This is a genomic window from Pseudomonas sp. CDFA 610, from assembly GCF_021147865.1.
In the GTDB taxonomy this organism is placed as follows: Bacteria; Pseudomonadota; Gammaproteobacteria; order Pseudomonadales; family Pseudomonadaceae; genus Aquipseudomonas; species Aquipseudomonas alliivorans.
The window spans coordinates 57,046-83,329 of record NZ_JAGTPM010000004.1 but is presented as its reverse complement, the minus strand read 5'-3'; the positions used below and the strand labels follow the sequence as shown (position 1 = coordinate 83,329).

32 protein-coding genes and 1 tRNA gene are annotated in these 26,284 nt (G+C 58.9%); 6 read left to right on the top strand and 27 right to left on the bottom strand.

Annotation, left to right across the window (positions count from 1 at the left end):
- Positions 1-34 precede the first annotated feature (34 nt).
- The 3 genes from KDX39_RS08300 to KDX39_RS08290 all read right to left on the bottom strand — a co-directional run bounded on the left by KDX39_RS08300 (position 35) and on the right by KDX39_RS08290 (position 2,555).
- A complete protein-coding gene (locus KDX39_RS08300; protein ID WP_231660006.1) occupies positions 35-361 on the bottom strand; it encodes a DUF6124 family protein in 327 nt (108 codons plus the stop codon).
- Positions 362-771: 410 nt separating this feature from the next.
- A complete protein-coding gene (locus tag KDX39_RS08295) occupies positions 772-1,095 on the bottom strand; it encodes a DUF6124 family protein (RefSeq protein ID WP_231660005.1) in 324 nt (107 codons plus the stop codon).
- Positions 1,096-1,541: 446 nt separating this feature from the next.
- Positions 1,542-2,555, bottom strand: a complete 1,014-nt coding sequence (locus KDX39_RS08290) for a J domain-containing protein (protein WP_231660004.1) — start codon at positions 2,553-2,555, stop codon at positions 1,542-1,544.
- A gap of 822 nt (positions 2,556-3,377) precedes the next feature.
- On the opposite strand from KDX39_RS08290, the gene KDX39_RS08285 reads away from it, so the two are divergent.
- From KDX39_RS08285 to KDX39_RS08260, 6 genes are all read left to right on the top strand, one after another.
- A tRNA-Thr gene (locus KDX39_RS08285) sits at positions 3,378-3,453 on the top strand.
- Between the two features lie 859 nt (positions 3,454-4,312).
- Entirely contained in the window at positions 4,313-4,477 is a 165-nt protein-coding gene (locus KDX39_RS08280) for a hypothetical protein (protein ID WP_231660003.1), read from the top strand.
- Entirely contained in the window at positions 4,467-4,673 is a 207-nt protein-coding gene (locus KDX39_RS08275) for a hypothetical protein (protein WP_231660002.1), read from the top strand. Before KDX39_RS08280 ends, KDX39_RS08275 begins: the two co-directional genes overlap by 11 nt.
- A 34-nt stretch (positions 4,674-4,707) precedes the next feature.
- Positions 4,708-5,199: a hypothetical protein gene (locus KDX39_RS08270; protein WP_231660001.1), complete on the top strand. Its 492-nt coding sequence runs from the start codon at positions 4,708-4,710 to the stop codon at positions 5,197-5,199.
- Between the two features lie 661 nt (positions 5,200-5,860).
- Positions 5,861-7,033 carry an AAA family ATPase gene (locus KDX39_RS08265; protein WP_231660000.1) on the top strand — a complete coding sequence of 391 codons (1,173 nt, stop codon included), beginning with the start codon at positions 5,861-5,863 and terminating at the stop codon, positions 7,031-7,033.
- On the top strand, positions 7,026-8,051 hold the full coding sequence (locus KDX39_RS08260) for a DUF4435 domain-containing protein (RefSeq protein WP_231659999.1): 1,026 nt from the start codon (positions 7,026-7,028) through the stop codon (positions 8,049-8,051). The genes KDX39_RS08265 and KDX39_RS08260 overlap by 8 nt, the downstream gene beginning before the upstream one ends.
- Positions 8,052-8,100: 49 nt before the next feature.
- On the opposite strand, the gene KDX39_RS08255 is transcribed toward KDX39_RS08260, so the two are convergent.
- The 24 genes from KDX39_RS08255 to KDX39_RS08140 form a co-directional block, all read right to left on the bottom strand.
- Complete coding sequence (locus KDX39_RS08255; protein ID WP_231659998.1) at positions 8,101-9,078, bottom strand: phage baseplate assembly protein V; 978 nt, start codon at positions 9,076-9,078, stop codon at positions 8,101-8,103.
- On the bottom strand, positions 9,063-9,761 hold the full coding sequence (locus tag KDX39_RS08250; protein ID WP_231659997.1) for a hypothetical protein: 699 nt from the start codon (positions 9,759-9,761) through the stop codon (positions 9,063-9,065). The genes KDX39_RS08255 and KDX39_RS08250 overlap by 16 nt, the downstream gene beginning before the upstream one ends.
- Entirely contained in the window at positions 9,758-10,288 is a 531-nt protein-coding gene (locus KDX39_RS08245; protein WP_231659996.1) for a baseplate complex protein, read from the bottom strand. Before KDX39_RS08245 ends, KDX39_RS08250 begins: the two co-directional genes overlap by 4 nt.
- Entirely contained in the window at positions 10,285-11,217 is a 933-nt protein-coding gene (locus KDX39_RS08240; RefSeq protein WP_231659995.1) for a hypothetical protein, read from the bottom strand. The genes KDX39_RS08245 and KDX39_RS08240 overlap by 4 nt, the downstream gene beginning before the upstream one ends.
- Positions 11,207-11,710, bottom strand: coding sequence for a hypothetical protein (locus tag KDX39_RS08235; RefSeq protein WP_231659994.1), 504 nt, complete (start codon positions 11,708-11,710; stop codon positions 11,207-11,209). Before KDX39_RS08235 ends, KDX39_RS08240 begins: the two co-directional genes overlap by 11 nt.
- A complete protein-coding gene (locus KDX39_RS08230; RefSeq protein WP_231659993.1) occupies positions 11,707-14,049 on the bottom strand; it encodes a phage tail protein in 2,343 nt (780 codons plus the stop codon). Before KDX39_RS08230 ends, KDX39_RS08235 begins: the two co-directional genes overlap by 4 nt.
- Positions 14,050-14,057: 8 nt before the next feature.
- Positions 14,058-14,582, bottom strand: coding sequence for a phage tail protein (locus tag KDX39_RS08225; RefSeq protein WP_231659992.1), 525 nt, complete (start codon positions 14,580-14,582; stop codon positions 14,058-14,060).
- A complete protein-coding gene (locus KDX39_RS08220; RefSeq protein WP_025994400.1) occupies positions 14,579-15,748 on the bottom strand; it encodes a baseplate J/gp47 family protein in 1,170 nt (389 codons plus the stop codon). Before KDX39_RS08220 ends, KDX39_RS08225 begins: the two co-directional genes overlap by 4 nt.
- Positions 15,745-16,062, bottom strand: a complete 318-nt coding sequence (locus KDX39_RS08215) for a DUF2590 family protein (protein WP_231659991.1) — start codon at positions 16,060-16,062, stop codon at positions 15,745-15,747. Before KDX39_RS08215 ends, KDX39_RS08220 begins: the two co-directional genes overlap by 4 nt.
- On the bottom strand, positions 16,062-18,425 hold the full coding sequence (locus tag KDX39_RS08210) for a phage tail tape measure protein (protein WP_231659990.1): 2,364 nt from the start codon (positions 18,423-18,425) through the stop codon (positions 16,062-16,064). The genes KDX39_RS08215 and KDX39_RS08210 overlap by 1 nt, the downstream gene beginning before the upstream one ends.
- A 5-nt stretch (positions 18,426-18,430) precedes the next feature.
- A complete protein-coding gene (locus KDX39_RS08205) occupies positions 18,431-18,574 on the bottom strand; it encodes a DUF6890 family protein (protein ID WP_371411891.1) in 144 nt (47 codons plus the stop codon).
- Positions 18,575-18,594: 20 nt separating this feature from the next.
- Complete coding sequence (locus KDX39_RS08200) at positions 18,595-18,885, bottom strand: putative phage tail assembly chaperone (protein ID WP_029242415.1); 291 nt, start codon at positions 18,883-18,885, stop codon at positions 18,595-18,597.
- A 33-nt stretch (positions 18,886-18,918) separates the two neighbouring features.
- Entirely contained in the window at positions 18,919-19,398 is a 480-nt protein-coding gene (locus KDX39_RS08195) for a lysis system i-spanin subunit Rz (RefSeq protein ID WP_231659989.1), read from the bottom strand.
- Positions 19,395-19,919, bottom strand: a complete 525-nt coding sequence (locus tag KDX39_RS08190) for a lysozyme (RefSeq protein ID WP_231659988.1) — start codon at positions 19,917-19,919, stop codon at positions 19,395-19,397. Before KDX39_RS08190 ends, KDX39_RS08195 begins: the two co-directional genes overlap by 4 nt.
- Positions 19,916-20,122, bottom strand: a complete 207-nt coding sequence (locus KDX39_RS08185; RefSeq protein ID WP_231659987.1) for a hypothetical protein — start codon at positions 20,120-20,122, stop codon at positions 19,916-19,918. The genes KDX39_RS08190 and KDX39_RS08185 overlap by 4 nt, the downstream gene beginning before the upstream one ends.
- Positions 20,119-20,331 (bottom strand): TraR/DksA family transcriptional regulator, encoded by a 213-nt coding sequence (locus KDX39_RS08180; RefSeq protein WP_217662020.1) that lies wholly within the window; start codon positions 20,329-20,331, stop codon positions 20,119-20,121. Before KDX39_RS08180 ends, KDX39_RS08185 begins: the two co-directional genes overlap by 4 nt.
- Entirely contained in the window at positions 20,331-20,783 is a 453-nt protein-coding gene (locus KDX39_RS08175; RefSeq protein ID WP_025994408.1) for a phage protein, read from the bottom strand. Before KDX39_RS08175 ends, KDX39_RS08180 begins: the two co-directional genes overlap by 1 nt.
- 3 nt (positions 20,784-20,786) lie before the next feature.
- On the bottom strand, positions 20,787-21,899 hold the full coding sequence (locus KDX39_RS08170) for a DUF2586 domain-containing protein (RefSeq protein WP_231659986.1): 1,113 nt from the start codon (positions 21,897-21,899) through the stop codon (positions 20,787-20,789).
- A gap of 14 nt (positions 21,900-21,913) precedes the next feature.
- The gene (locus KDX39_RS08165; protein WP_231659985.1) at positions 21,914-22,591 is read right to left on the bottom strand and encodes a phage virion morphogenesis protein; all 678 of its coding nucleotides are present in this window, start codon (positions 22,589-22,591) and stop codon (positions 21,914-21,916) included.
- The gene (locus tag KDX39_RS08160; RefSeq protein ID WP_231659984.1) at positions 22,581-23,024 is read right to left on the bottom strand and encodes a phage tail protein; all 444 of its coding nucleotides are present in this window, start codon (positions 23,022-23,024) and stop codon (positions 22,581-22,583) included. Before KDX39_RS08160 ends, KDX39_RS08165 begins: the two co-directional genes overlap by 11 nt.
- Complete coding sequence (locus KDX39_RS08155) at positions 23,021-23,482, bottom strand: head completion/stabilization protein (RefSeq protein ID WP_231659983.1); 462 nt, start codon at positions 23,480-23,482, stop codon at positions 23,021-23,023. Before KDX39_RS08155 ends, KDX39_RS08160 begins: the two co-directional genes overlap by 4 nt.
- Before the next feature lie 101 nt (positions 23,483-23,583).
- Positions 23,584-24,306: a phage terminase small subunit gene (gene gpM, locus KDX39_RS08150; protein WP_231659982.1), complete on the bottom strand. Its 723-nt coding sequence runs from the start codon at positions 24,304-24,306 to the stop codon at positions 23,584-23,586.
- Positions 24,303-25,325 (bottom strand): phage major capsid protein, P2 family, encoded by a 1,023-nt coding sequence (locus KDX39_RS08145; RefSeq protein WP_231659981.1) that lies wholly within the window; start codon positions 25,323-25,325, stop codon positions 24,303-24,305. Before KDX39_RS08145 ends, gpM begins: the two co-directional genes overlap by 4 nt.
- Position 25,326: 1 nt before the next feature.
- Positions 25,327-26,250 (bottom strand): GPO family capsid scaffolding protein, encoded by a 924-nt coding sequence (locus KDX39_RS08140; protein WP_231659980.1) that lies wholly within the window; start codon positions 26,248-26,250, stop codon positions 25,327-25,329.
- Positions 26,251-26,284: the final 34 nt, after the last annotated feature.

Below are 26,284 nucleotides of genomic sequence, written 5' to 3'. Positions count from 1 at the left end.
ACACGCCGTAAACGATCCGGTCTGCAAGCGGATTTCAGACTTCTTCGACACACTCCAAAGATCGTTCGACCATGACCTTGGCCATTTCAGCCATGTGCATCGCAGCAAACGCCAGATCCCGTTTCGACCCGACCAACTCATCGCCCAGTTCATAAGCGGTTGCCGAGGCGCAGCGCAGAAAGTCCAGTGCATGCAGTAACGTCGCTTCCAGGTTCATGTAATCGGCACTGTCGTCTTGAGCGTCGTTGTTGGAGCGACGGGTAGGCAGGTAATACGCCATCGCACGTTTGACGACGGCCTGATCGAAGGCCGGTGCGCCGCTGGATGCTCTGGAGGGTGGATCGGGGGTGACTTTGACCATGTTCTGGCTCCTTCGATGAGATCGCTGTCCTCTCGCTACTAAACGAAAGGGCGGCGACTGTGCACGAGTTAGTAGACCGGTGAGCCAGGCAACCGGCGCACCCGAAGGCGCCAAGCGCACAGCCGCCATAGCATCGGGACGGACCTGATGAAACACGGTTGTGATGCCTTGCTCATTGCGGGCTACTAAACCCCATCGCTGATGGGCAGCGACGGACGGGAGAGTAGAAGCACAGACGGCAAGGCACAAGCGGGCCGGGATTCTCTCGGAAATGTCCCGCAAAGGAAAGAGACGAAGCCTTCAAAAACACGCTGAAAGCGTTGCAAAGCGTGAGTTACGCCTGCTGCCGATGGTTCTTCACGCTTCGCGTTCGCATGCCGCTCAGGACGCTCCGCGTCCGACTCAACTGATCATCCTTCAACACATTCCAAGGATCGCTCGACCATCACCTTGGCCATCTCGGCCATGTGCATTGCAGCAAACGCCAGATCCCGTTTCGACCCGATCAACTCATCGCCCAGTTCATAAGCGGTTGCCGAGGCGCAGCGCAGAAAGTCCAGTGCATGCAGTAACGTCGCTTCCAGATTCATGTAATCGGTATTGTTGTCTTGAGCGTCGTTGTTGGAGCGACGGGTAGGCAGGTAATACGCCATCGCACGTTTGACGACGGCCTGATCGAAGGCCGGTGCGCCAGTGGAAGTGTTAGAGGGTGGATCGGGGGTGACTTTGACCATGCTTAGCTCTCATCAATGAAACCACCACCGAGTCGCGACTAAACGAATGAAGGTGGCGGCTGTACGAAGGTTAGTCGACCGGGAGCTAAGAACCGGCGCACCCGAAGGTGCCCTAGGCACAGCCGCCATAAAGAACAGGCCAACGACCTGATCTACAGCAGCGCAATGCGCCTTAACTCGAAGACGGGCGACTAAACCCCATCGCTGATGGGCAGCGACGGACGGGAGAGTAGAAGCACAGACGGGAAGGCACAAGCGGGCCGGGATTCTCTCGGAAATGTCCCGCAAAAGAAAGAGACGAAGCCTTCAAAAACACGCCTGAAAGCGTTGCAAAGCGTGAGTTACGCCTGCTGCCGATCGTTCTTCACGCTTCGCGTGGGAATGCCGCCCAAGAGACTCCGAGTCCGATTCGAACTGATGATGGACGCCTGAAATGTGAAGCGCCCCTAAAACTGATCATCCTTCAACCGCGTAAACGGCACACTGCGCCCCTGCAACTTGCGCAACGTCAGCTTGTACGCACTGGACTTGATCTGGCTGCCCATTGGCGTCTCTTCCAACAGAATCCGACCCGAGACAAACGCACAGCCCGTATCCAGCATCTTGTACTTGAGCAGGTACAAACCTGCGTCCATCTTGGCGAACGAGAACGAAGCCCCCACCGGAATGTACGCATGCCGGAACGCCTTACGCCCCACCGCGTCGGTGACCTTGGCGTACACCGCAGAACCACCTGCCGTGTTATCGACAGTGATCTGCGACCAGCCATTGTCCTTGAGTGTCGGCATGTCTTTCACATAGCCCGCCTTCTGCGGCCAGGGCGCGCCCATCGGATCAACCGTCGGCACCTCACACTCGGACGCAGCCACGTCTGCCGCCTTCTCAGGCACGCTGACAGGCTCAACCACAGGTTCGGGCGCAACAGCAGGCTTGACCCACGGCTGAACCACAGGCACCGATTCGGTCGGCACGAAGGACTTGCCAGCATTGGGGTCGTACCCCATCCACGCGCCGCCCGCGCAGAAAATCACAAACACCGCCGCCCAACGCCACACACTGCCGTGGCGCTGACTTCTGGACGGTGGGGGAGAAGCATTGGCCCGACGCTCAGGGCCGGTATAGGCGGAGTGCTGCGATGCAGCAGACGCCGAGCCCGACGCACTGGCATAGACATGAACGGCACGCCCACGCATCGCCTGCACCTGCCTGCGGCGTGCAGCGTCTTCGCGAGCCCGTTGCTCATCGGCCACCAACTGCGCGTCATACGCCGCGCGTCTGCCAGCATCGGCCAGCACATCGTGAGACGCGTTGACGACACTCATCATGTCCGAAGCGTAAGGGTCGGAATTCCTGTCCGGGTGCAGCTTCTGAGCGATCTTGCGATAAGCCTTCTTGATCTGGTCAGGAGAGGCATCGCGAGCGACATTCAGCAGCTCGTAATGCGTGGGCGTTCTCTGCATTGCACTTGCTGTCCATGGCCGACTGCCATTTTGATACAGCTGTATCGGCCAGAACCGCCCGAACTCCAATCGCAATGCTACAGACCCGATACAAACGCAAAAAAATGCCCGGATCCTGAGATCCGGGCATCCTTTTAAAGCATCGAGACCATCAAAGACCCGCCGAAGCGACCTTGACCGTACCCGACTCGGTGACGACTTCATCAGCGTCCAGACGCACATTCATGCGATTCAGACGGCAATGCACAGCCTCTCTGTCACCTGACGCCTGTCCAAGCGGACAAAACGTCGTTACCAATATCTCCAAACCGCTTCTCAGTGAATGGCCGGCCTACGGTGTACTGCATCCCCGAAGTCCCGCAACGATCCTTCGTGTCATTCAACGGATAATCCTTTATCCCTGACTGAAAAGTGAACGTCCCTCGCCGCCTGACTCAGTGGCTTGGGCCGTTGAGAACAAGCCTATGCAAAGCGCCCCAAGCGTGCAAACGGCGCAAAAGCGTCCAGCTCGTCCTGAACGCTGAACGGCGCCAGATAGCCACCACCGTCTAAGTCATTGATTCGCATGAACAGGTTAAAAATCGACGCAGGTTATAGCCGAATCGCTCTCACCGTCACACGCTCAAACCGGCACGCTGAAACGCCCTTCTACCCGCCATCAGGCAGTCTAATCCGCCAAACCACAGAGAAACGTCCTGCATCCACCACCGCCCCCGTCCTGCACCCCGACCCCGAGCCGCACCGGCGGTCAATTTTTTTCAACTGAATCAGTCAGCTAGGGTTTACAAGCGCATCAGACTCTATATACTCGCAGCCCATTACGCCGGTATAGCTCAGTTGGTAGAGCAACTGACTTGTAATCAGTAGGTCCCGGGTTCGACTCCTGGTGCCGGCACCATATAAATCAAGGGCTTGCAGCGATGCAGGCCCTTGTTTTTTGTCCCGCACGTAACAACGCACGTAATAAGCCGTCCAGAACGACGCTTCCCAGGGCCAGCGGGCATCCTGAATTCGACCAGTTACAGGTAGTGATAGCCTCAAAAATTGAGCCTCACGAGGATGTGTGCGCACATGTCTGCCACACACCCTACACACGGAAAAAAATTTTCCGGTGCATACCTAAAAAGTGCGTCAGAAGTGTAAGTGAGAATTTTAATTTCTCTAAAACGCTTATAAATCAATATCTTAGAATAGATCCTAAACCGTAAGTCGACTGCCAGATCAGTGTCGAGACCGAACAGTTTCAGACTGTAAGTGAGAGCCAATGCAACCCACTGTTTTTAAAGGATTTTTTCTTTAAGCATTCTTATCCGACACTCACATACAGTCCGACCGTATGTGACGCCCCCCAGCAAACACGGGGGTTCTGGCCGTTTCCCGACACTTTCGACAACACATACGCGTCTGGAGGGGGTTACCGGGAAAAGACCTTTTCTGAACCTCGATGCGGCACTCTCAACCTCCACTTAACCGATGGCATACAGCTGGCCCGCTATTGATTTCTCCGGGGATAAAAGCGTAGTGTTGCGGCGTCGCTGCAAATTCAGCGAACGGGTTTGGCGACCCGGATAGAAAGGCGCACAAGCGCCCCATCACGACAGCAGGCGCTTTTTTTGTGCCCGCAGTTTCGTGCTATGGCGGCTGTGCGTGGGAGACCTTCGGGTCTGCCGGGTACCTTTCCCCGGTTCGCCAACCTGCGTACAGCTGCCACCCTCGTTTGGCGACGAGGCCGCAGCTCCATCAGAAAGGAACTGCATATGACCGCACTCATTCCGCCCAAGATTCGAGCCCTAGTGCACCGCCGCATGGCGCTGGCCGCTCTACATGCTGACTCATCCCTTCCCGTAAGACTCAAACGCTACAACCATCACATGGCTCTGGTCCGCGCCCTAGAAGTGCAGGCGGTGCTCAATGACCAGTAGTTATCGCCTCACCGAAGATGATTTTTACAAGCTGCAGCGCGTCCAGGTATCGATGAAGGGCCTGGTGGCGCTGCTTGAGGAGCATCAGCGTACCAGTACACTGACGCCGAAGATGTTGGCCGCATATCTGGATATGGCTGAGGAAGACATGGCTGTCGTACTGCAGGCCGTCGGAACAACATTCACCACTCGCTGATCACTCAATCAAAACTGCAAAGGCAAGGATCACCATGCAAGATCAAATTTATCCCAAGCAACTGAGCATCGGCGATCAGATAGCACTATCAAGCCATAGGGTCTCTCTTTTGGAGAAGCTACTTAAGGCTCGAGATCGAGGGCTGCGGGCCGCACTTCACGAACAGATCACCCAGGTGTCGCAGCAACTCGGGCTTCAAATTCCAGCCCTGGACGCCGTTGGCCGGGCCGACCCATTACCCACGGATAAGGTTGAGATGCTATGGGAAGCATTACGCAGACTCGATGAGCTGGGTATCACGTACAACCATTCGCACAAGGCAGATACTCTGCTTGCGCTGCACTGGAAGAGTTTGCAGGTGCTCTTCAAGTCGCATGGCATTCGTTTGAAGGTGGATAACCAGTTGAAACAAGAAACCAAACTGAGCTTGTGCCCCGATTTCGTTGCAAACAAGCCTGTCGACAGCGTGCTGGATGGCAAGTCGGTACGCTGCTTTGTGTTCAATCTCGCCAAAGCAGATCTGTAGCTATTTGAAAAGCGCAACGAGCCGTTCTGTCACACACAGCCCCGCCTTTGTTGAGCTTCAGCCAGCCACGCAGTCGTTGTGGCTGGTTTCGTCTTGGGCCTATAAATCATCCTGCACGTTTTTTAAAATACGCCAAAGGTCAGGTTTTAAGAGTTTTAGCCTAATGAAACCGGGCACTCCAACGATCCTCCATCCGTGACCGTCCCATGCACCGCTGTGCAAACGCGCTGCATTTCCTTTCAAAACCTTGCGCTCTGTGAAATTGAAGAACGCCTACGGAAGCCCACAGCCAGCCTGGGCTGGAGCCCTGATTGCACCCCAACGCTGGTTTGCACAAAAAAGGGACACAAGGCCCGTCGGCGGGAGGGGGATAAGTGCTTTTTGATCTACTTTTATTTCGCCTCGCCGATTTTCCGCCCTTGGGGTAGGGCGGATTTTTGCTCGGAAAGATACTAGATAAACGCTATGCGCTCAGGCATGAGAGTGTCGCGTTATGAGCTTTCTAGCCACCGCCAGCTTCAGATGCAGCTTTGGTGCGGAAATTTGACTCTCCTGCTGCGCTGAGAGCAGGTAAGATGCTCAGGACTTTCACGTTGGCGCTTTTCGCTAGCTGTATTGCGTAACTAGAAACATTGCTTAATTTACGCTCGAGGATAGAGCTTTGAAGAAGCTGAGTAGTATAAACGTATATAACATCCCTCATATCGGAGGAGAAATAAAAATCAACTTTGAAAAAGGTAAGGCATTTTTGGTCTTAACTGGATTCAATGGCTCCGGAAAGTCACGTGTAATCACATCAATCCTAGAAACTCTTGCATTGGTTCGCGATCATGACTATGTGTCGAGCGCGTCCGACTGGGTTCTAAACATAGCTTTTGAAGGTGGAGGGGAAGCTCGTGCATTGAAAATGAACCGAGGCAACGTTCCAGCAGGAAAAATCACCTCAAGAATTGGCGAACTGATGGTGGAGCGCTTCTCGCTTAAGGACACGTTCAAAAAAGCGTCGAACCTTATCTCGTCGGAGACAGAGCAAACACTAAAGTCCGGCTCATTGAATGACGATAGTGGTAACAACCGCAACTTTTGTGGTGCAACTCTTTATGACCTTAGCGAACCTGAAGATTTATTTCTAGAGTCCACTAGCGTAGTTGCATACATTGACGACCAAATTCATTTCAACTACGAAAGAAAGTTGGAAAAAATAGTTTATGAAAAAGAGCCAAACTTAAACAAGACGCTTTTCATCCTAATCTCCGAACTTATTTCTTCAGACTTCGTAAAAGCAACAGTAGTTGAAAAAGTCGAAGATACAGTTAAAAAACTGATGAAAGAGTTCCTCAAAGGCTCTAAAAAAAATAAAAATGCCGTACCGACCGAAGAAGCTGCATTAAGTTACATCCATGAAAGAATAGACAAACAATTCATCATCAACAACTCTGCAGAATTATTTTCCCAAAATGAACTTTTCCGAGATATAAATCTATTTTTTAAGTCTACAAACCGTAAAATGATCTGGAACAATAATAGGATATGCTTAGAGCTTGCTGACGGCACAATTATAGACTGGTACAATTTTTCAAAAGGAGAGAAAACTCTTCTATCTCTATTTCTGATGGTTTATCTTTATAGAGATACTTCCGTATTTTTGATGGATGAACCCGAGTCCTCATTACACGTTGAATGGCAAAGAATGCTTTTTCCTGCTTTAATGAAGATGGCGCCAAACTCCCAGTTCATTATTGCAACCCATTCGCCATTTTTGGTAATGAATACAGATTCAGAACAAGTAATCAACATGGCAAAATTTAGCATGGGTGCTAAAAAACATGGATGAAAACAGGGAATTAGGCTTTGTTATAAGCTCCCACGACATTGAAAAATTAAGATTGTTTAACTCCGATGCTTCCGAGCGTCAAACGGTCATTGCTTGGGTAGAGTCCTTGGCAGACAAGAAATTTTGGGGCTTATATCTGAAGGACAATGAAAAATATAAATTTCACTTGAAGATTGGTTTTGATCACGACTCACGTGACGGTCTAATCGCAACAGGTTGCAAACGCCTTCTAGCCCTGAAAGATAGAGGAGAGATAGTGCTTGGCAAGAACAACATTTTCTGTCTTGACAGTGACTACAATTTTTTAGCTTCGCTTCACCAGCCAATGAAAGATATGCCTTGCGATCATATTTACTACACAAATATTCACTCTATCGAAAACGCTTTCCTACATCCTCCCCACACAGATAAAACACTCTCAAACGTAACAGCCTGCAGACTGGCCGACCTAATATTAAAGCCTTCGGAGATTATAATAGCTATCGGTCGCGACACTCTGGAACTCATAAAGCTTATTTCATTCTCGTTGATTCACGATCCTGAGACAGGTATTAAATTTAACCAGGATCTTTTAAAAGAAATAGCTGATTTAAAAGCCATCGAAATTGATGTACCACTAACAAATTCAGCCATATATGATAAGTTCAAACTAAAGATCTCCGAGCTAACAGAGCAAATCCTTGACGAAATAGCAAAGATTCCCGACAACCAATACAGTAGCTTTGAGCAAAGCGTGCGTTTCGCTGGAATAAATACAGCAAATGCTTATCTTTTCATTAGAGGTCATAATATTTATGAAATGGTAGTGGCAATTTGCGAAAAAATTTCAAAGTCACTGAAAAATATCGAGATCACCAGCTTAAAAAGCCGCCATCCAAACCCTGGGGACGTCGTTCGAGCCATACACAACGAATGGCCAAATTATGGCGCATCCTTGAAGGCTGGATATTTTGCGGCAAATTTAAGAATAGAATTCTTCTCTATTACATCAGAGGACCTTCAAGCTCAATATGCATGAATACTCTTACGCTTTTTCGATTTCTGTATAGTTTCATCTCTGAACACTTTTAGATATTAAGTGTTATCGAGCTAATTTGTGAGGAAAGCTGCGCTGCCTTCGCGGCATCCACTGTGAATCTAGATGCATTACTTGGCACTGGTGTAGGACCGTGAGTGTGAGCAGCAAGCTCGTTGTTCATGTGTTGGACAAGATCCATTAGCTCCCAAACAGCTTGAAAAAGATTGACACTGCTGGAGCCAATCCAGTTTTTCGGTGCCTGCAGGCGCTGGCTCTCGCTGGTTATGCTTTCCCGCAATCCCTGAATTCGCTCTACCATGTCGCCACCCACCGTGGCGTTATGTTTCTGGCCGACTACCAGGTTCAGATCGCGCCCGGTCGCCTGGTGCAGGTCATCGACGGCGGCCAGGCTGGCAGATCCGCCTGACAGCAGCTTGAGCGCGCCCAAGGCCTCGATCTTCTTCACCCCACCCACTGACTCGGTTGAGTGGTCATCCACAGTTCTGGTGTGGCTCTGGAAGCGCTCGGCGTTGGTCATCGCGTCGACCTCGCGTTCGATCGCCTGATCCTGGATCTTTCCGTCGGTCTTGCGCAGCCAGTTACCGTCCGCGTCAACGCGTTGTTGCACCGCATCACTGTGCTGCCACACCTGGTCGCCCTTGGGCACCTTCGGCAAAGTCAGACCATGCGGCAGTATGGTTTGGATGTAGGGCTTGTTCGGTAGGCCATAGGCGAAGCACACCACCACCTGGGTGCCTTCCTCTGGAAAGGCAAAGAACCCCATTTCATCCCCACCCACCGGCATGGGCAGGGGTACGCCTGCCAGGACCGGCAATACCGGATCGATCTCGCCGTCTGGCCCCATCACCTGCAGATCCACCGAGAAGCGCGGCCGGAAGTCGTCGCACACGCCGGCACTAGCCGGGGCATCGGCCACGGCCATGACCTTGGCGAAACGCGGCAGGTGGTAACCACCGGAAATCTCGGGAAACTGGCGCTCTACACTGCGTTTTATTGCGTCATCCATTTGATGGCCATCTGTGTGCCGGACAGCGTCACGTTCGTGATCCGCTCGCCCTGGTTGATCGATGCGCCGGGTCGTAGGCCTGGTAAGGCTGCGATCATCGCGCTCTGGTTGCCCTGGTAGCCGTCGAACAGGTTGACCGGCAGCTGCAGCGGCGATCGAGCGCCAAAGAAGCTGTCGGGCCAGGCACCGACGAAGACTTCGCCGTCCCCCTGCTGTTGCCAGACGAAGTCCTCGATGCCGAACACCCGCGCCATGCTGTCCATCGCCTGATAGCCGGCTGCAAGGTTGTAAAAAAATGGTGTCCGGACGCGGGTGTAAGCTTGGTCCGGAACACGGAAGCGCAGACCGGTCTTGGTGCTGATGTCGGCCAGCACGGCGCGCAGATCCACATGACGCAAGTTCAACGGCAGGGGCTGGGCCAGTACCGCGGCTACTTCACGGCACAGCACGACCTGCTCGACGCCGTTGGTGGCCGTGCAGCGCTCCACGTAGCCAATGAAGTGACGCTGCAGGGCCGATTCGTTGTAGCCGATATCAAGCGTCACCAGCCCTTTGACGGTGGCACCGGCCTTGATCGTGAACGTGGCACGGCCTGGACTTTTGAGGTCCAGCCGAACATCGTCCGTGACCAGGGGTACGACTACGCCGCCGATCGACAGCACCTTATGCAGCTTCATGCTCATGGCGTGCCGCCCAGGTAGTTGTCGACCTTCTTCAGAACCGCTTCAAACCCTGTCAGCTCTTCGGGCGTGCCCGATCCGCTGCCTGCCACACCGTCACCAGGTGCTGACTGAGACGTTACGCCGTTGCCGGCGCGACGGTTCTCGACCTTTTCCGGGTTCGACAGCTTCTCACTCAGGGTGAACTGGACGATCCACTGCGCCAGGGTGTCGTCTTCACGGGCGCTGACGCCGTCCGAGAACGTTACCTGACGGATCCCGAACGCCTTGGCCGTATCGTTCACGATCCGGTAGGTGCGCAGTTGGCCACCGCCTTCGGTCGACTCGGCCAGGCGCATGATCGTGCGCAGGTTATCCAGGTTCTTGTAGGGGATCGTCAGCGCAACAGTCAGCGTTTTGGGCTTGAAGCCCTTGTGCGACTTGGCGGTGCCCGAGGTTTGCCCGCCCAAGTCATCGGCCTCGATCTTGAGGTTGGCCGTCAGCTTCATGCGGTGACCGATAATCTGTTCGCCATTGAGCAGCAGCGTCATAGGCCCACCAGTTCACGAACGAAGCTCAGGCCCTCTGCAGAGCCCACCAAAAGTGCGCCGGCGCACAGCGGCCATTCGTGACCAGGTGCTTCGCCCTCGAGCAGCTCGCGGCGCAGCTGGCCAGCGTCACCCGGTCCGAGTGTGCGTGACTGGATCGAGACGTCATCGGCGCTGTTGCTGAACTGGGCTTTGAGGTCGGCCAGTTGCTGGTTGCGCTCTTCGGCCTGCGCCTTTTTACGCGCCTGCAGATCTGCAAGGTCCGCCATGGGCGAGCTGTCAGCCGCATACCCCTCAAGCACAGCCAGTTGGCCGGCCATGGACTGGCTGGCCAGCTTCGTGATCGGGCAACGCTGCAGCGGTAACTGGCCCCACAGGGGCATCTGTCCTGCGCTGGGCATTTCCCACTTTTCCAGCTCCAGGCGCGCCAGGTGTTCGGCCCGCCGTTCGGCGCGCACGAGGTCAGGCATGGGAAGAACAAGATTGAAACGACCCAGCGTTTCAGCCAGTTGATCCAGGCGGGTGGCCAGGAAGATCAGCATCAACGCGCTCTGCTGGCCCTGCGGACGGACCGCGTCTGTCGTGTCGGTCAACTTGTCGGCCAGCAGCTGCAGCAGGTTCGGCGCGGACAGGAAACGCTGGTGACCGCCGCTGCCTTGGCCAATGCCGTGCTGGAACGGCGTCACGACGATGCAGGACGGTACGTTTTCGAACTGGCTGGCCAGCGCGCTGCGTCCCGCGCTGATCACCGACTCGGCCGCGCCGGCAATCAGGCCAGGGCTGGTCGTGGCGATATCGGCCAGCATCGAGACGCGCTGGCCGGTGTTCACCATTTCGGCCTGGATCAGGTCGCGAGCGGCCGTCATCTGGTCCATCCACTGCGTGGCCTGATCAGGCCACTGCAGCTTGATCGGTGCCCATTCATTCGCCATCGGTCAGCACCGTTTGAATCCAGGCCGGGACATCGGGCCGGGTCGCCTCGATCGGATAGCCCGCGACCTGCGGCCACTCGCGGACCCCCTGACGCCAGGTCAGCAGCTCGCTGAACTGTTTGGCAGTGACCGGCAGCGCACCGCCCAGATCCCGCGCATCACGGTATTCGGACACCAGTGTCTCCGAGGTTTTGAGGCTGGCCTCGATCCACAGCCTGGCCAGCAACGCAGGGTCGGACTGGACGACGATGTCTTCGGCGTATTCGGTCGAGAGTCCACCATCCTCCAGATAGTCACGCACGGCTTGGTACAAAGCCGGGTTGTAGTCCTTTGTTACGTGGCAACGGTTGCCAGCAACGGTTATCACAAAGGTCCCGTCGTTTTTCACAGCAACGTCGGAGAACGTGACCGTCGCGACAACAGACACTTGCTCAACAACCTCGTCTTGGGGAAGCAGAACCTGTTCGGGAAGTTCAAGGTTCAGATCTGTCATGCTGCGTATCTCCAGGCAAAGCCGTAAATGGTGGTTCCACCGCTGAATGAAATGACTGTTCCTCCCGCCGCCTGGCCGCTACGGCCCACTACACCGGCACCGCCTGAGTAGTAGTGCATCAGTGAGTAGCACCAGGTGCCGCCTGCAGGCAGTCGCACTTCAGTGCCGGTGATGGAGACAGCCAGAAAATTGCTGTTGTCGGGCCGGTAGAAGTTCTGTTCACCCCAAAGCAGGCCCTGGTCGGAGCTGTCGACTTGAAAGCGCAGGCCTGCGCCATTGTTGGCCCAGCCGAGCCTGATGGTGTTGCCGTTCTGATTCGAGCCGCCGCCCTGTTGGACGGGATTGAAGCCAAGACGGCGCTGCAGGTAATTGACGCTGGAGTCCGATCGGCGACGGAAGTAAGGCAGATCCAGGTTGTCGCCGGCGAAGCCTGCGCCGCTGATAAAGTCCGCTTCGACCCGCGTACCGACCAACGCGTTGACCTGGGAAATGGTGTACGCGTCAGTGATGCCGTAGCCGCCCAGCGAACTGGTTCGGTTGGCCTTATCGTTCGGATTGAAATTGCTCTCATTCCAGATCCGGCCCAGATCGGAGCCATCCACTGAGGCCCTCAGGCCGTTGCTGGACCAGCCAAACATCAATTTGTTATCCAGCTGACTAGGCCCGCCGCCTTGCTGGACAGGGGTGTAGCCGAGACGGCGCTGCAGATACTGGACGCTGGAGTCAGATCGACGACGAAAATACGGCAAGTCGAGGTTGTCAGCTGCGAATCCTGCACCGCTGATAAAGTCCGCTTCGACACGCGTACCCACCAACGCGTTGACCTGGGTAATGGTATAGCCGTCAGTGATGCCGTAGCCCGCCAGCGACGTTGCCCTGTTGGCCTTGTCGTTCGGGTTGAACGTAGCTTCCGTCCAGATCCGGCCCATGTCCGTGCCGTCAACGCTGACTTTGAGCATCGTGCCGGTCCAGCCAATATTGATCCGGTTGCCTCGTTGATCAGGCCCGCCACCCTGTTTTACAAAGCTGCTGTTCGCATCATCCTTGCTGTACGCGTCGGTAATGCCGTACCCGGCCAACGTCGTGGGATTGCTTCCACCGGTGACCAGACCTTTCACGTTAACGGCCACCTTTGTGTAGGTGCCGGCCGCCGCACCGCTGTCAGCCAGGGTCAGCGTGATGCTGGTATCCCCGGCACCGTCATAGGTACCAACGCCACTTGCCGCGCCGTTGAACCGAATGGCTCGGGCCGTCGCCAGGCGCGCAGCCCTGCCAACAACGGTGGTGCCATCGACAATCGCCGCCAGCGCCTGGTTGATCGCTGTACGCACGGCATTGACCAGACGGGTGGTGGCCAGCACAGCACTGCTGTTGCTAGTTGGGTCGTCGCTGATCGCGTTGGGCAGGTTGCCCAGGTCGACGTCATCTTTGGTCGTCGCGCGTGCACGCAGATCCGGATAGTCACCGACACGCGCCGCGAAGTGCTTCACCAGCTCGCGATCGATCGCCTCGATCGAGCGCAGGTCGACCAGGGTGCTGGTACCGATGATGTCAGCCAGCGGTACCAGGTAGTGACGAGCCGAGGCGCTGTCGGTGTAGTCGGCCTTCGCGTCCTGGCCGAACATGACCTTGAAGGATGCCACGACGTCGTTCAGCTCACGCTGCAGCACCACGTCCAGCCACGCTTTGTTGGGTATGGTCGGCACGGTGACGGGCAGCGCTTCGCTCAACTGCAGGCGCACACCTTCGACATACGCGGTGCCGGGGCTGACCTGGTACGTGTTGCCAACGCGCTGCAACTGCAGGCCGCTGCCGAAGAAGCAGGCACGACCGAACATGTCACGGTTGCTCAGACGCTCGCGCTCGTCGATCCCCTTCATCCGGGCGGTGTAGTCGAACTGCCAGGTGCTCGCATCGATCTTGATGTTGGTCAGCTGCTGGGCACCGTCGAACACCACCAGGAAATTGCGGGTGACGTTGTTGCCGACCTGGTCGGGCAGGATGTTCTTGCGCTTCTGCTGGACCGGCACGTAAGCGACCGACAGCAGCACGTCGTCGCTGGTCTCCAGCCCGATCCAGTTCCAGTCGAAGTCACCGATATCGGTGCCCATCAGCAGGCTGTACACCACCTGGTTCGGGTTGACGTAGCCCTGCTGGGTGACACTTGCGGTGTAGACGATCTGCGCCGCTGGGGGCTTGAGGCCTGCGCGGTTGACCGGACCGGTGACGTTGAGGCCTGGCACGTTTGCCAGGACGAACCGGGCAACGGTCAGTGGCAGGTTTGCCGCTTGCTTCTGGGCAATCAGCTTTTCGCCGGCGAGTGTGATGCTTGCAGCCATGAGGGCTCCTAAAGGCTGGCGACCAGCGTTTGCTGATCGTCATTGAAATCGACCAGGGCGACAGCAAGCCGCACGGGTGTGATTGTCATGAAGTCGTACCGCCTGCAGGTGCGGCCGTACTGACGGATCAGCACCCGCAACAGGTCGGGGTTCTCGGACAGTTGGGAATCGCTCAGGGTGAGCAGCACGACGTCCCAGTCGCGCTCAGGCATGCGTTCCTGAATCTCGACGTAACCGACGCCGAGGCGCTCCAGGATGCGTTTCAAACCGGCAGTGCTGCCGGCGTCCACGGAGTTGATGAAGGCGTACTTGACCCGCAACCGGAACAGGCTTTCGGGCTCGGCGGTAAAACGGGTGACGTCACGCTGCCAGGCCCACATTTCCAGGATGGACAGGTGGCAGGTGTCTGCGTCGAACTGCAGGTACGGCCAGCGCAGCCATTCGGTGGCCTGCTCCCACCAGGTCTGCGCGGTAGTGACCAGCTTGGTCAGCTCCACGCCTTCGAGCCAGAACGGCAGCTTGAGCTTGATCATTGCAGCACCACCGCCAGGCTCTGAATCCGGGGGATGGTCAGCGCTGACACGATGTCAGCATTGGCGAAACGCAACGAGCTGATGTTGGGAAACTGGACGTGCAGCTCTTCGGTCAGCCGGCTGAAGCTAAAACGCGACTGGGGGAAGGTGCGGGTCGGTGCGTAATCGCTCTGCGTGCTTTCGCGAAACGCGGCACGGATGAACAACCCGACTTCAGTCTGCAGCGTCTGCAGCTGCAGCGCCGTGAGGTTGGCCACCGGCCAGACGTTGACGCTGATCGCGTGCAGGGTTTCGGGCATGGCCATGGCCAGCAGATCGTCGCCATGGCCATGGTTGCCGCCGTCGCGGATATGGGTGTTGATCTGCTCAAGGAAGGTGTCGGCTGGCACGCCGGCGTCGAATAACACGAACGCATTCGCGCTACCTGGGCCACGCGGTGCGCCGTGTTCGAAGTACACGCCATCCGCCGCCACGCCCGGAAACCCGGTGATGATCGCCCGGTACACCGCATCGGTGTGCCATTGGTTGACCGCCGAGAACTGGTTACGAACCCGCAGGCGCAGCTGGTCGTCATGCTCGGCATCCGCGCCAGGCGTCTGCAGCCACTCTGCAGCGTTCACCACCTGGACGATGCCAGGCACCGACTGAGGCAGGACGGCGTAGTAACCCGGGGCCAGGTTGTAGCCACTCCCGGCACCCACGGCCCTGACCGGCACGACCAGTTGGCTCTGGCCTTCTTCAAAGCTGCGCGGCTCGGTGGTGACCAGCTGATAGATATGGCCGTTGAGGGTCGGAGACTGGACCAGGGTGCCGATCGGTACTTCCAGTTCGCCGCCGGTATTGGCGCGGGTGAACAGCAGTTCACCAGTGGCCACCGTCGCCGCCTTGCGCTCGACGTTCACCGCCCAGGCCAACATGTCCAGCCACTGGTTGCCGGCCGTCTTCACGAAAAAGTTCGGCAGCACCGTGCCACTGACGAACTCCAGCAGCCACAGCACCGGCTTGGTGACCAGGGCGGTGATGATCCGCCAGAACGGGCTGTACGCGCTGGTGTTGGTCAGCGTGCTGCCCTGTTCGACGGCGAGCTTTTCCCAGGCCTGCTTGAGCTGGGCCTCGGTCGTCGGAATGCCGGAATCGCCCAGGGCTTTCTTGAAGTCGACGGTCATAGGGCGATCTCCACCTGACCGAACTTCACGGTCGTGGCGGTCACCAGGTACATACCCGGCTGCGTCTGCTCGATCTGCGCAGTGCCTGGCACCAGGCGTTCGTCATCCTCGACGAGCAGCTCCATCTGCTGGATGCAGTCGCGCTGACGCAGCCGGTCGCGCTCTGCCACCAGCGTGATCAGCAGGCCGCTTTCGCGGATCAGGTGCGCGATGTCCTGAGCGATCGAGGCGCGATCATCTACCAATAGCGGCTGACGGGCCGGATCGAGCACCAGGTCGTTGTTCATGATCAACAGATCCACATATTCGCTCATCAGCCGCCCACCGCCATGGCCATCATGTTTTCCATTTCCAGCGGGGTCATGGGTTTGGACGTGTGGATCTCGACCTTTTCCACGCGGATGCCTTGGCGCTCATGCGGGTTCAAGGCGTTGTTCTGGTTTTGGAACGTTTGCATCAGTCCTCCTTTCGGGACGGCGCTGGGTTTGGTGGGACTGATCGAGGTGTTGGCCGAAACTGCCTTGCGGGCTTCGATGCCTTTCTCTGCCTGGGCAGGCAACTGGATGACCTTCTCGACACGCGCCGGCAATGCGGTTGCGGCCGGGGTCGGCAGTGCCAGGCCGGCCGGTGCCGGCGGCAGCTTGATCGGCTCACCCTGCTGGATCTGCGGGACCGGCATCTGCAGTGGCTTGAACGGCAGGACGTTGGGTTGCGGCACACTGATCGGCGGCGCAGGCAAGACCTGGACCTTCGGCGCCGGGATCTGCGCCGGCGCCGCTCGGGTGACGGCAGCCGGCACCAGAGCCAGCGGCTTGGGCGGCTGGCTGGCCGGTACCGGTGCGGCCGAGGCCATCTTGGGTCCAGACGCTGGGCCTGCTGGAGGTGTAGCCACTGCAGCCGGCAATTGCGGAACGGGGGTCACGACAGGACCAGGCACTTCCGGCACCTTCGGCGGCTCCGGCAGATCTGCAAACGTCGTCTCGATGTTGACGCCTGGGATCTTGTTGGCCATCTGGATCAGGCCGTTGATCGCGCCTTTTACCGTCGCCAGAATGCTGTCCCAGGCGGTCTTGGCCATCCCGGACCAGCCGCCCATTGAGCCGAACCAGTTGGACAAGCTGGCCAGCTGGTCGCTGATCCACTGAAACGCGGTGGTGTTCATCAGCGCCGCGCACAGCTCGTCCCAGTACACGACCGCCGCGACCACGGCAGCGGCCAGCAGGACGATGCCGGCAACGATCAGCAGCACCGGGTTGGCCAGCATGGCGGCGTTCACCAGCCAGATCGCGCCTTGCCACAGCAGCATGCCGACCCGCACCAGGCCCATCCAGGTGTACAGGACCACCAGACCGGCCGCGAATGCTGTGACCAGCACGGTGTGGAACAGGAACATGGCAATCGACTTGAAGCCCTGCCAGTTGAGCAGCTTCCAGACCGTGAGCATGCCCAGCCAGACCATTTTGCTGACACCGACCACCAGGGTCAGCAGCGACATCGCGGCAATGAAGCCCAAGACCACCAGTGACGTGATGCCGATCACCCGCGTGATATTCGGGAACAGCTGCGTCCAGCGGGTCAGCGTCTGCGCAATGCCCACCAGGCGGTCCATCAGCGGCGTCAGGGTCGGGATCAACGACTGGCCGAACGCAATGCGCAGCGCTTCGACGGCCTTGCCGAACTGCTGCCACGGATCGACCATGGCCTTGGCCATCTTTTCGGCGTTCTCCAGACCGCGGACCTTGCCCAGCTCGCTGATGCCGTTACGCAGCCGGTCCGTGTCCTTGGCCAGCGCACCGATCACCTGGGCACCTTCACCGCCGAATGCTTCCATCAGCTTGGTGCCGGCAGAAGCGCTGGTCAGGTCGCCGTACTTGGCCGTCAGCTTGTCCAGGATCTCGATCATCGGCAGCGCTTTGCCGCTGGCATCGGTGAGTTTGATCCCGGTTTTCTCGGCAGATGCACCCATGTTTTCAAAGAACGCCTTGTAGCGTCCGCCGGCATCGCCGCCTTCCATGGTGCTGGACAGCGAACCGATCACGGCCATCTGCTCGGCCACGCTGACACCGGCCTGCGTGGCGATCGCCCCGACTTCCTTGAACGCATCCTTGAGCTGCGCACCGTCCGTGCGGAACAGCTTCACGGCCAGCGCCGTCTGCCCGGTCAGTTGCTCGATCCATTCGACCTTGCCCATCTTGTCGGCTTCGGTTTTGAACAGGTTGTACATCGTGCCCAGATACGCGCCGGTGGTTTCCGCGTCGGCCTTCGTGACCTTGGCCAGCAGGTTGCTGGAACTGGTGATGGCGGCCAGCTGGCCACCGACCAGTCCCTTGATCGCGCCGTCGATGACGCGGGACGAGGCCACGAACTCGGCGGCGCTGGCCGCGTAGGTGATCGAGAATTCCAGGGCTTTGCTGTTGAGGGACGCCAATGCGTCCTCGGCAGTGCCCAAGGCGCGCATGTCACCCAGCGCCCGGTTCACTTCCAGCGCCGGTTCCAGGGATTCGGTGATGGCTGTGCCCGCACCCACCATCCCGGCCAGGCCTGCGCCCATCTGGATGATGTTCTGCTGACTCTGGGCGGCAAGGTCGCTGAAACTGGTTTTCACCTTGCCCAGGGGCGCACTGACCTTGTCGGTCAGGTTCAGGATGAAAGCCAGGCGGGCGGAACGGTCAGCCATCAGGGTTATCCGTTAAAGGCAGTGGAGATGCCGTTGGCCACGGCGATCTCCATGCGTCTCCAGTGTTCGTCTTCAAGCCACTTGGCGGTACCCATGACCTCGATCGTGGGCTCTGCACCAGGCAGCCAGCGGTGGGTCAGGGCCAGCAGCTGGCCCAGCCCGTCTTGGGTCAAGCCTTCGGCGTGCTCGAGGACTTTTTTACGATCACTTCCACGTCCGGCGAGTACTCTTCAAGCAGCGCGCCGGCCAGGGTCATGGTGGTGATCGGGTTTTCCAGCAGCGCTTTGAGCGCGGCCTTGTCCTCGTCCTTGACGGTGCCCATCAGCAGGTTGTGGGCCGGGGCGACCTTGTTGGCCTGGGTGGTGGCGTTGAAGTACTTGGTGATCACCTGAGGGCTCAGGTTGAAGGTGAATTCCTTGTCGCCACGTTCCAGGGTGATGCTGCGGTTTACTTCGCTCATGTCAGTGTTTCCGTAAGGTTGAGTTGCAAAGGGTCAAGGTTGTGCCGGCGTGCGTTGCACGACCTGGCGGATGTAGTCCTGCAGGGCGAAGATCATTTGCCGGCTGCGGGCGAGCTCGTCTCTGAGGGTGAAATAAGCCGATCGAGCGTCGGTTGTGAGTTCGGCGGATCCTGCAGCAGCCACGCTGGCGGTGCCGGTGGTACCGGACAGTGCGGGGCAGGTGGCGTGGACACGCAGCCGCTCAATCCCAGCAGCGACAGCACGCTGCAGATCGCTGTTCTTGGTAAGCGCACGGTTCAGTTCCTCGGTGTGGTGGGTGTCGAGCTGGTCACGCGCTGCGAGCATCTCGCCGCTGATGCGTGCGGCTTCGCGTAAGCCATCGCGCTCGCTTATGGCGCTGTCGCGCTCCTGGACAACGGTTTCGTAACGACCAAGCGCCCAATCGACAGCAAGCCAAATGACGAGGCCGACGAACAGGGTGCGAAATAGCAGTTGCAACGGGCTGATGGTCATTTCAGGCAAAGCCTCATTTCAGCCAGCCGGCGGTTGTGCAAGCCACGCACGAAGGTCTTGCGGCCATCGGCACCGGTAACATAGGCCCACACCGGCCGGCCATCCGAGCCCCATGCCAGCGCCCTGCAGCCTTCGGCGATCATGCCGGCGTTGATCAGGCCGACGGCACGGCTCGCGCACGTCGTCGGCACACCGAAGTTGTGGCCATGGCTGCTCAGGGCGTCGAACGTGTTCTGTCCGATTGCCTGGTTGGTCAGGCAGTCGGCCAGGCTCAGTTGGCCCTTGGCGATAACCAGGCTTTCCACCTCGGTGCAGCGCGCGTCGGACCAGAAGTCTCCGACCCGCACCGGATCTGGGCTGGTGTGCCGGGTGATGCCCTTGCAGACGGTGGGCAATCCGCCGGCCAGCTTGTCGGCGTACACCACGTTCTGGCCGTTGCCTTCCCAGGTGCCCAGGAACGCGGTCAACGTGCCGCTGCAGAGCAGCAGAACGCCGGTGGTGATCTTGACGCGCAGGCTCATGGCTTGACCCTCCAGTCGCGCAGCATCTGGCGGTACTTGGGGATCAGCAGCAGGATCTGCAGCACCATGTAAAACGCGGTCAGCATGTAGGCCACAGACGACCAGTCGACGGTCCCTGTCGCTCCAGTGGCAGCCACGCCGATGGCAGGCGATGCCTTCACCAGGGCAATGGCGGTGTCCTGGGCCACCTGATTGGTGCTCATCGGCGCGGTCCTTTTTCGGTCAGGGATTGGCAAGGCACACAACGGGTCATGCCGCCCAGCGCCTGGCGCGCCGATGGGATCTCCTTGTCGCAGTCCTGGCAGTGGGTGAGGCTTGGCCCGCTCGCTCGCGGCTTGGCCAACTGGGCCGCAATGGCCTGGTCGCGTTGCCGCTGCTCCAGGGCCTGGGCGCGATCGAACGGGCAGACCATTACGTCAGGCCCTCGATTTCAGCAGCAGCCAGGTACGGCACGCCGTTGATCTTGATGAAGTCCGGACTGGTGACATCGAACGGCACCTTGTGGGTGTTCTTCGCGCCGCCCTTCGGATCGATGCTCAGCAGGCTGGAAACACGGACCTTGCAGCCGAATGCCTCGATGCGCAGTTCCTCTTCGCCGGCCTTGGCAAAGAACACGATGTCGAACGGCTCCAGCTCACGAAAGCTGCCGGACGCTTTTGCCTGCTCGATCAGCAGATTGAAGTTGGTGGTGTCCAGCTCCAGTTCGCCCGCTGCAGCCACATCGCCGTCGACGTGGCCATTGGGCACGCCCTTGGTCTGGGCCACGGTGCTGTTGTCCGTGATGTCCAGGGTGCCGGCCTCGACGTGAACGAGCAGATCGCCCAGGTTCACATCGAAGTTCTTACCGCCAATTTTTGCGGCCATGGGTTACTCCGAATCCGTAACGGAAAGGTCCAGCGCGATGTTCGCGGTCAGGTCTTTCGGGCAGTTGAGGGGGCGCAGCTTGAGGTAGGCCACGACAGAGGTTTTGCTCGTCCAGGTCAGGACGATGTCGCCGTCCTTGGGCTGCTCGATCTCGCCCGGAAACACCTGGCCGGCGAATTTCGTGGACTTGGCCATCGCACGCAGCGGGGCCATCAGCTTGGACGTGGTGGTCGCCATGCTGTTGGCCGAGCTGTTCAGGCTCCGATCGCCCACGTAGCGGATCAGCAGGATCCGGACACGGCGCGCAGCCTTGTCGACGACGCGCAGGTTTTCGATCACCTGGAAGTCACTGCCTGGTGTGTCCAGCAGGCTGCCGTCGCCCCAGTAGGTGCCTGGATAGTCCGGGTAGATCTGCGGTACCGACAGGCGCGCTGCGTCCAGTTGCGTCAGGACAGCGGTGGTCAGCGGAATACCGTCCAGATCCTTGGGCTCAGCGCCTAGACCCACGACCGCGCCGGAGGCCACACGCATGGGGGTGTCGGCAACGCTGACGGCGGCGTTGGCCAGACGGCCGGCGAGCACGCCGAGGTTGTTGCCATGCAGCTGCGGTACTGGAAGCACGCGAGGCGCGGCCAGGCCATCGACAATGGCTTTCTGCTCGACGACGTATGCGCTCCAGGTTTGCTGGGGAGCGATGCCGGCAGTGGCGGCCATGACGAAGATGCGTCGACCCAGCTTGTTGCTCAGATCGGTGGCGGCGACGTGCATCGTCGACAGCTCGGCCTGGGTGGTCGAGGGCTTGACGATCACGACCGCTTCGAACGAATACGTGCGGGTCGCGCTTTCCAGCGCCTGTTGCCAGGTGATGTCGTCTGCGATCGGAGCGGCCACGCAGGCCCAGCGATCACCGCCGTTGCTGCGCGCTGCCAGGATCTGGGTTTTCAGGTCGCTGTCCGGAACGCCCAGCTGGACGTCCAGATCGCTTTGGGTGTCCAGCGGGACCAGCTTGCCGACGTTTTTGGCAGCGGGACCGATGAACAGGAAATAGCGTTCGATCTCGGTTACGGCACCTTGGCCGAGGTTGAGATTGTTAACGCTGACTTTGCCGAGTGCCATAAAGCGGTGCCTCGTTAGCGGGGTGAAGTTAGGATTTGTCGCAGCACCAGGTTCACCAGCTGGCTGGTTTCGCTGTCGCTGGCACCGAGGAACTGACGCGCAGGCAGCTTGATGTCCCAGCTTTGCGCACCCGTGGATTCGGCTCGTTCGTCATCCAGGACGCGGATCAGCAATCCCGCCCTGGCGTAGTTCAGGTGTTGCTGGATCCACGCCACGGATGGGCGGGTCAGGGTCTTTTTGCCTTCCTGGCGGGTCTTGAAACCCAGACGGCGCAGACGCTTGGCCTGCTTTTCGGTGGCGGCTGTGCCCTCGGGCACCTTGTTCCACTGGCGCATCTGCGCGGCGGTACGTCGCTCCGACACGCCATGGTGTTGTTGCGAAGCGACCCAGCGGGTCAGGGTGTTGCGCCAGCCCAGCTCGGCCTCGTTACCGGTCAGTCGGGTGACATCGAGCAGCTTGCCCAGTCCCGCTTCCATCTTCTTCTTGCCCTTGGACGTGTCCTTGCGGGCTTCGAATGGGGTGCCGTCCAGGTTCTGCTGGTTGCGGATCCGCTGCCGGCTCATGCTGCGCACGCGCTTGGCGACGTTGTTCAGCAGCCGCTTGCGCTTGGGCATTGGCAGTTCCAACAGGGCCAGCAGATCCTGCGCATCGAGCATGCCGCGAATGTCCAGATCGAACGTGCTACGCGCCATGACTGGTCACCTCACCCGACTCGGCCACCCACAGTTCGAAGGGCACAAACGACCAGGTCTTGCCGTAGGCCTCGATTTCGCCGGTCAGATCCTCGGCCAGGTACTGGGCCTCGGTGAATTGCAGCTTGATGTCGACGTCGGCCAGGTCGTTGTCGAGCATGGTCACGTCGAACACCACATTGGGCAGGCCGTCGCGGTCCTGGTCGTGGGTTTCCAGCCAACTGCCCACCAGGGCGAACAGACGTGCCGGGTGATCCGCGAAGCGCTCGATCGTGATCGTCGCGCCGTAGTTCATGTCACCCATGTGCATACCGTCGGTGTCGGGCTTCCAGATCAGCTCGACCTGCACCTGGTCGGTCCAGCTGTCGAGCTGCTCCGGGGCGACCAACTGGCGCGACAGGAGATAGGCGGTCAACGCCTTGAGCTTGATCACAGCAGCGCCACCGTGATTCGGCCACGGCCCTGCAGCGACCGCACAGCGGCCTGGCTGAAGGCGAGGAAGGTTTCGGACCGCTCGGGCAGCTCTTTGCCGATATTTTCGGCGCTTTCGCGGCGATTGACGGTGGCGAACTGGGTCAGCAGGCTGGCTTTAGCCCGGCTGTACACGGCACGTTTGTAGGTGGCCGCTTGAAAGGTGCGCTCTGGCAGGACGGTGGTGTCTGCGGATTCAACGTTGGACACGCCAGCGGCCTGCCATTGCGCTTTTTTCCTGGCCAGGTCGGTGTTCACCTCAACCATGGCCATGGTCAGATCGGCGGCCAGCATCTCTACCAGGTACTCCGCCGGCAGGCGGTAACCCTTCTGGAACTCAGTCACAGAGAGGTCGGGCCAAAAGCCGTCGTTCTCGATCGCCTGTTCCACAAAGCTGGTGGGTTTCCCGGAAAAGCTCATTGCTGGCCGCTCAAATAGGGGCGGGAAAACTGTTTCAGTGGGTCAGGGCCATAAATGGTTGGCTCACATCCACAGTTTCTCGCCGGGGGGGGGGTAGTCGGTTATTCGGTGCCGTTGCCGGCGTTCTCTTTGGCTTGCGCTTTGGCCAGTGCCCTGCGGCAGTCATTCAGGCGCGTCCCTACGCCAATGCTTTCGTAGAGCTGTTCGGCTCGTTCGAAGTGAGTAATCGCGACCGGCCAGTCCTGGCGGTTCAGCGCAATCAAGCCCAGCAACTTGTGATAGCGAGCCGGAATGCGCTCGAAGAGCTGCCATTCGCCATCCACGCGGGGCAACAGGTTGGAAACGTAGGGCTCCGGGCTGCGTCTGGCCTTGAATTCGGCCTCGGCCCAGTCGATCACCTCGTCGGCAACGAACGTCGGGATATCGCGGTCGAAACGCTCAGGCAGCGCCTGTCCCTGGGACATGCCGAAGTCGGCCAGCTCAAGGCCTTGGGTGAACTGCTCGGTGTCGAAAAGCCACACCAGGACGTACGCCAGCACCGGGTTCGGGAAATTCAATCCAGACTCGCGGTAGCGCTGCACGTATTCCAGGTACTTGGGCAGCAGCTCGTCACGCTTGAGCATCTGCCGTTGTTCGCGGCTGTTGATCGCGCTGATGCGCTCCAGATCGCCCGCCAAGGCGTCCTCCATCAACTTCAGGTGCTTGCGGGCATTAGCGGGACTGGAAAGCGCGGTGTCCGCCGAGTAGGCCATCGGGGCACCGGCGCTCGCGGCCGCTGGGCCTTCGGCGATCACACGGCGTTTGTGCGCCAGTGCCAGGCTCATGCCTTCACCACTTCGACGTTTTCAGCCATGGCGAACTTTTCAAGCTGCTCGATCACATAGCCTTCGTTGCGGCTGTTGTAATCCTCGACGCGGGAGCGCTTCGGGTTATCAACGGTCTGCTTGCGCCAGCTGGAGTCCTGGAAGTAGATCGACAGGTTGTCGAAGCTGGTGACCACCACGGCGTTGACCGGGAAATATGGGACGCTGAAGCTTGGCAGGCCGCCATAGGTCGCGATGACCTGGGCGTCTTCGATGCGTTCTTTCTCAGTCGGCACGTCGCCTTGTTTGGCGTACAGCTTCGCCTTGTCAGCAGCCAGCAGGTCGCTGCCGATGATTGCGATCAGATCGCCGCCATCACGGACACGCTCGTCGACCATCTGCTTGGTGTCATGCACCAGGGCGTCGAGGTTGGCATAGTCGCCACCTTCACCCAGCGTGATCTTGCCGACTTCCAGGCCTTGGCTCAGTACCTGTTCCGGGATCTGCTCGCGAGCGATCTGCAGCCAGCCCTTGTTCACGTCCTGCAGCATCGGGAATTCAAGAAGGTTGGTCTGCGGAGCCGCTTTGACGCCGTGGAAGCCGATCATCAAGCGGTCCAGGGCGATCTGCTTCTGCACAGCGGCGGAATAGCGTTGCTGGAAGTCCGGGAACTTGGCCCAGGCGTCGATCTTCGCGTAAGGCAGACTGACGTCTGATTCAGTGGAATAAAGCTCGTACTGGTCGTCATCCAGCGCAGAGGCGTCCTTGGCTTCGCGATCGGTGGTCTTGGTGTTGGTGCGACCGGTCACAGGACCCGACACGCCGAGGAACACTTTTTGACCCTTGATCTCGGTCACGCCGATGATGTTGATGCGCTGCAGGAAATCAGATTTGTGGGTGATCGCCTCGTTGAGTTCCTGGGCAATCGAAGGCTCGACGCTGAACGTCTTGCTGGCCAGCTCGACGCCGTAGGACTCAGCCAGGGAAACCTGCAGGGCCGCGAACATTTTCGCGCCGTATGCGCTCAGTGACTGGGCCATGTCAGAGTACCCGCTTCGGTTTAGGGTCAGCAGCACCGGTGGTGCGCGACAGGTGACGGCCGTCTGGCTTGTCCAGCAGGGCGCTGAACTGCGCTTGAAGCTTGGTCATGCCAGCGAGCACAGCAGCATTGGTCGCGCCCTTGCGGCTCAACTGCTTCTCTTCTTCGGCGGTGGCAACGATGCCGTCGACGGCAGCCTGCACGTCATCAATCGGTGCCTGGTCGGGTTCCGGTGCGGCTTCTGCGAAGCTGTCGATCAGCGCCTGAATGCCAGCGGCGACGATCAGTTGCTGTTCGATCAAGGCCTGCAGCGCTTTGGCTGTAGCTTCATCCATTGGGGGTTTGCTCTCGGTAGGGGGTTGCGGGGTGGTTTCGGCGGGCACCTCTTCAATGCCAAAGCGCTTGAACAGGCCGGTGAACATGCTGAACAGCTTCGCCACCTCGCCTTGCGGTTCGTCTTCATCGATCGTCCCGAACGGGACAGCCGCCGCGTAATGCACGGGCTTGCCGGTTTTGCGGGAGAAGTAGAGTTCCTGGGTGCCCAGGCTCGCCGGCTCGTCAGTGACGGCCAGACCGGTCAGGTAGGCCCGGCCGGTATTGGCAAAGTCGGGCATGATCTCGATGCTGGTGAAGAGCTTTTCGCCCTGGTCGTTGAGCCACAGCAGCTTTTGGTTGGGCTTCAACTGCGCTTCCAGCGCGACCTGGCCTGGTGCCAGGCCCTCGACATCTTCGACCAGGCGCACGGCAAACACGGTGCCGTAGGAGCCTGGCCAGCGCTCATGTTCGGACCAGATGGTGGCCGTGTAGGTGGCGGTGCTGTACGTCTCGGCGATGTCGCGCAGTTCCTGGGGCGTTATGACGCGACCATCGACGGTAGGACCGCTGGTGGCGACGCGTTTCCAGAAGCTGACAAGGGAACGGGGCATGGGAAGAACTGCGCTCATCGGTTGATTGAGGCCC

Bases quoted from the DNA above. Each gene is read 5' to 3' on its own strand.
- KDX39_RS08200 (WP_029242415.1), bottom strand. From the start codon at position 18,885: ATGAGCGAAGTAAACCGCAGCATCACCCTGGAACGTGGCGACAAGGAA.
- KDX39_RS08140 (WP_231659980.1), bottom strand. From the start codon at position 26,250: ATGCCCCGTTCCCTTGTCAGCTTCTGGAAACGCGTCGCCACCAGCGGT.
- KDX39_RS08280 (WP_231660003.1), top strand. From the start codon at position 4,313: ATGACCGCACTCATTCCGCCCAAGATTCGAGCCCTAGTGCACCGCCGC.
- KDX39_RS08230 (WP_231659993.1), bottom strand. From the start codon at position 14,049: ATGGCTGCAAGCATCACACTCGCCGGCGAAAAGCTGATTGCCCAGAAG.
- KDX39_RS08165 (WP_231659985.1), bottom strand. From the start codon at position 22,591: ATGGCGCGTAGCACGTTCGATCTGGACATTCGCGGCATGCTCGATGCG.
- KDX39_RS08175 (WP_025994408.1), bottom strand. From the start codon at position 20,783: ATGGCCGCAAAAATTGGCGGTAAGAACTTCGATGTGAACCTGGGCGAT.
- KDX39_RS08225 (WP_231659992.1), bottom strand. From the start codon at position 14,582: ATGATCAAGCTCAAGCTGCCGTTCTGGCTCGAAGGCGTGGAGCTGACC.
- KDX39_RS08255 (WP_231659998.1), bottom strand. From the start codon at position 9,078: ATGGATGACGCAATAAAACGCAGTGTAGAGCGCCAGTTTCCCGAGATT.
- KDX39_RS08295 (WP_231660005.1), bottom strand. From the start codon at position 1,095: ATGGTCAAAGTCACCCCCGATCCACCCTCTAACACTTCCACTGGCGCA.
- KDX39_RS08300 (WP_231660006.1), bottom strand. From the start codon at position 361: ATGGTCAAAGTCACCCCCGATCCACCCTCCAGAGCATCCAGCGGCGCA.
- KDX39_RS08250 (WP_231659997.1), bottom strand. From the start codon at position 9,761: ATGAGCATGAAGCTGCATAAGGTGCTGTCGATCGGCGGCGTAGTCGTA.
- KDX39_RS08195 (WP_231659989.1), bottom strand. From the start codon at position 19,398: ATGACCATCAGCCCGTTGCAACTGCTATTTCGCACCCTGTTCGTCGGC.
- KDX39_RS08180 (WP_217662020.1), bottom strand. From the start codon at position 20,331: ATGGTCTGCCCGTTCGATCGCGCCCAGGCCCTGGAGCAGCGGCAACGC.
- KDX39_RS08235 (WP_231659994.1), bottom strand. From the start codon at position 11,710: ATGACAGATCTGAACCTTGAACTTCCCGAACAGGTTCTGCTTCCCCAA.
- KDX39_RS08290 (WP_231660004.1), bottom strand. From the start codon at position 2,555: ATGCAGAGAACGCCCACGCATTACGAGCTGCTGAATGTCGCTCGCGAT.
- KDX39_RS08145 (WP_231659981.1), bottom strand. From the start codon at position 25,325: ATGGCCCAGTCACTGAGCGCATACGGCGCGAAAATGTTCGCGGCCCTG.
- KDX39_RS08215 (WP_231659991.1), bottom strand. From the start codon at position 16,062: ATGAGCGAATATGTGGATCTGTTGATCATGAACAACGACCTGGTGCTC.
- KDX39_RS08220 (WP_025994400.1), bottom strand. From the start codon at position 15,748: ATGACCGTCGACTTCAAGAAAGCCCTGGGCGATTCCGGCATTCCGACG.
- KDX39_RS08185 (WP_231659987.1), bottom strand. From the start codon at position 20,122: ATGAGCACCAATCAGGTGGCCCAGGACACCGCCATTGCCCTGGTGAAG.
- KDX39_RS08210 (WP_231659990.1), bottom strand. From the start codon at position 18,425: ATGGCTGACCGTTCCGCCCGCCTGGCTTTCATCCTGAACCTGACCGAC.
- KDX39_RS08275 (WP_231660002.1), top strand. From the start codon at position 4,467: ATGACCAGTAGTTATCGCCTCACCGAAGATGATTTTTACAAGCTGCAG.
- gpM (WP_231659982.1), bottom strand. From the start codon at position 24,306: ATGAGCCTGGCACTGGCGCACAAACGCCGTGTGATCGCCGAAGGCCCA.
- KDX39_RS08260 (WP_231659999.1), top strand. From the start codon at position 7,026: ATGGATGAAAACAGGGAATTAGGCTTTGTTATAAGCTCCCACGACATT.
- KDX39_RS08155 (WP_231659983.1), bottom strand. From the start codon at position 23,482: ATGAGCTTTTCCGGGAAACCCACCAGCTTTGTGGAACAGGCGATCGAG.
- KDX39_RS08240 (WP_231659995.1), bottom strand. From the start codon at position 11,217: ATGGCGAATGAATGGGCACCGATCAAGCTGCAGTGGCCTGATCAGGCC.
- KDX39_RS08245 (WP_231659996.1), bottom strand. From the start codon at position 10,288: ATGACGCTGCTGCTCAATGGCGAACAGATTATCGGTCACCGCATGAAG.
- KDX39_RS08190 (WP_231659988.1), bottom strand. From the start codon at position 19,919: ATGAGCCTGCGCGTCAAGATCACCACCGGCGTTCTGCTGCTCTGCAGC.
- KDX39_RS08270 (WP_231660001.1), top strand. From the start codon at position 4,708: ATGCAAGATCAAATTTATCCCAAGCAACTGAGCATCGGCGATCAGATA.
- KDX39_RS08170 (WP_231659986.1), bottom strand. From the start codon at position 21,899: ATGGCACTCGGCAAAGTCAGCGTTAACAATCTCAACCTCGGCCAAGGT.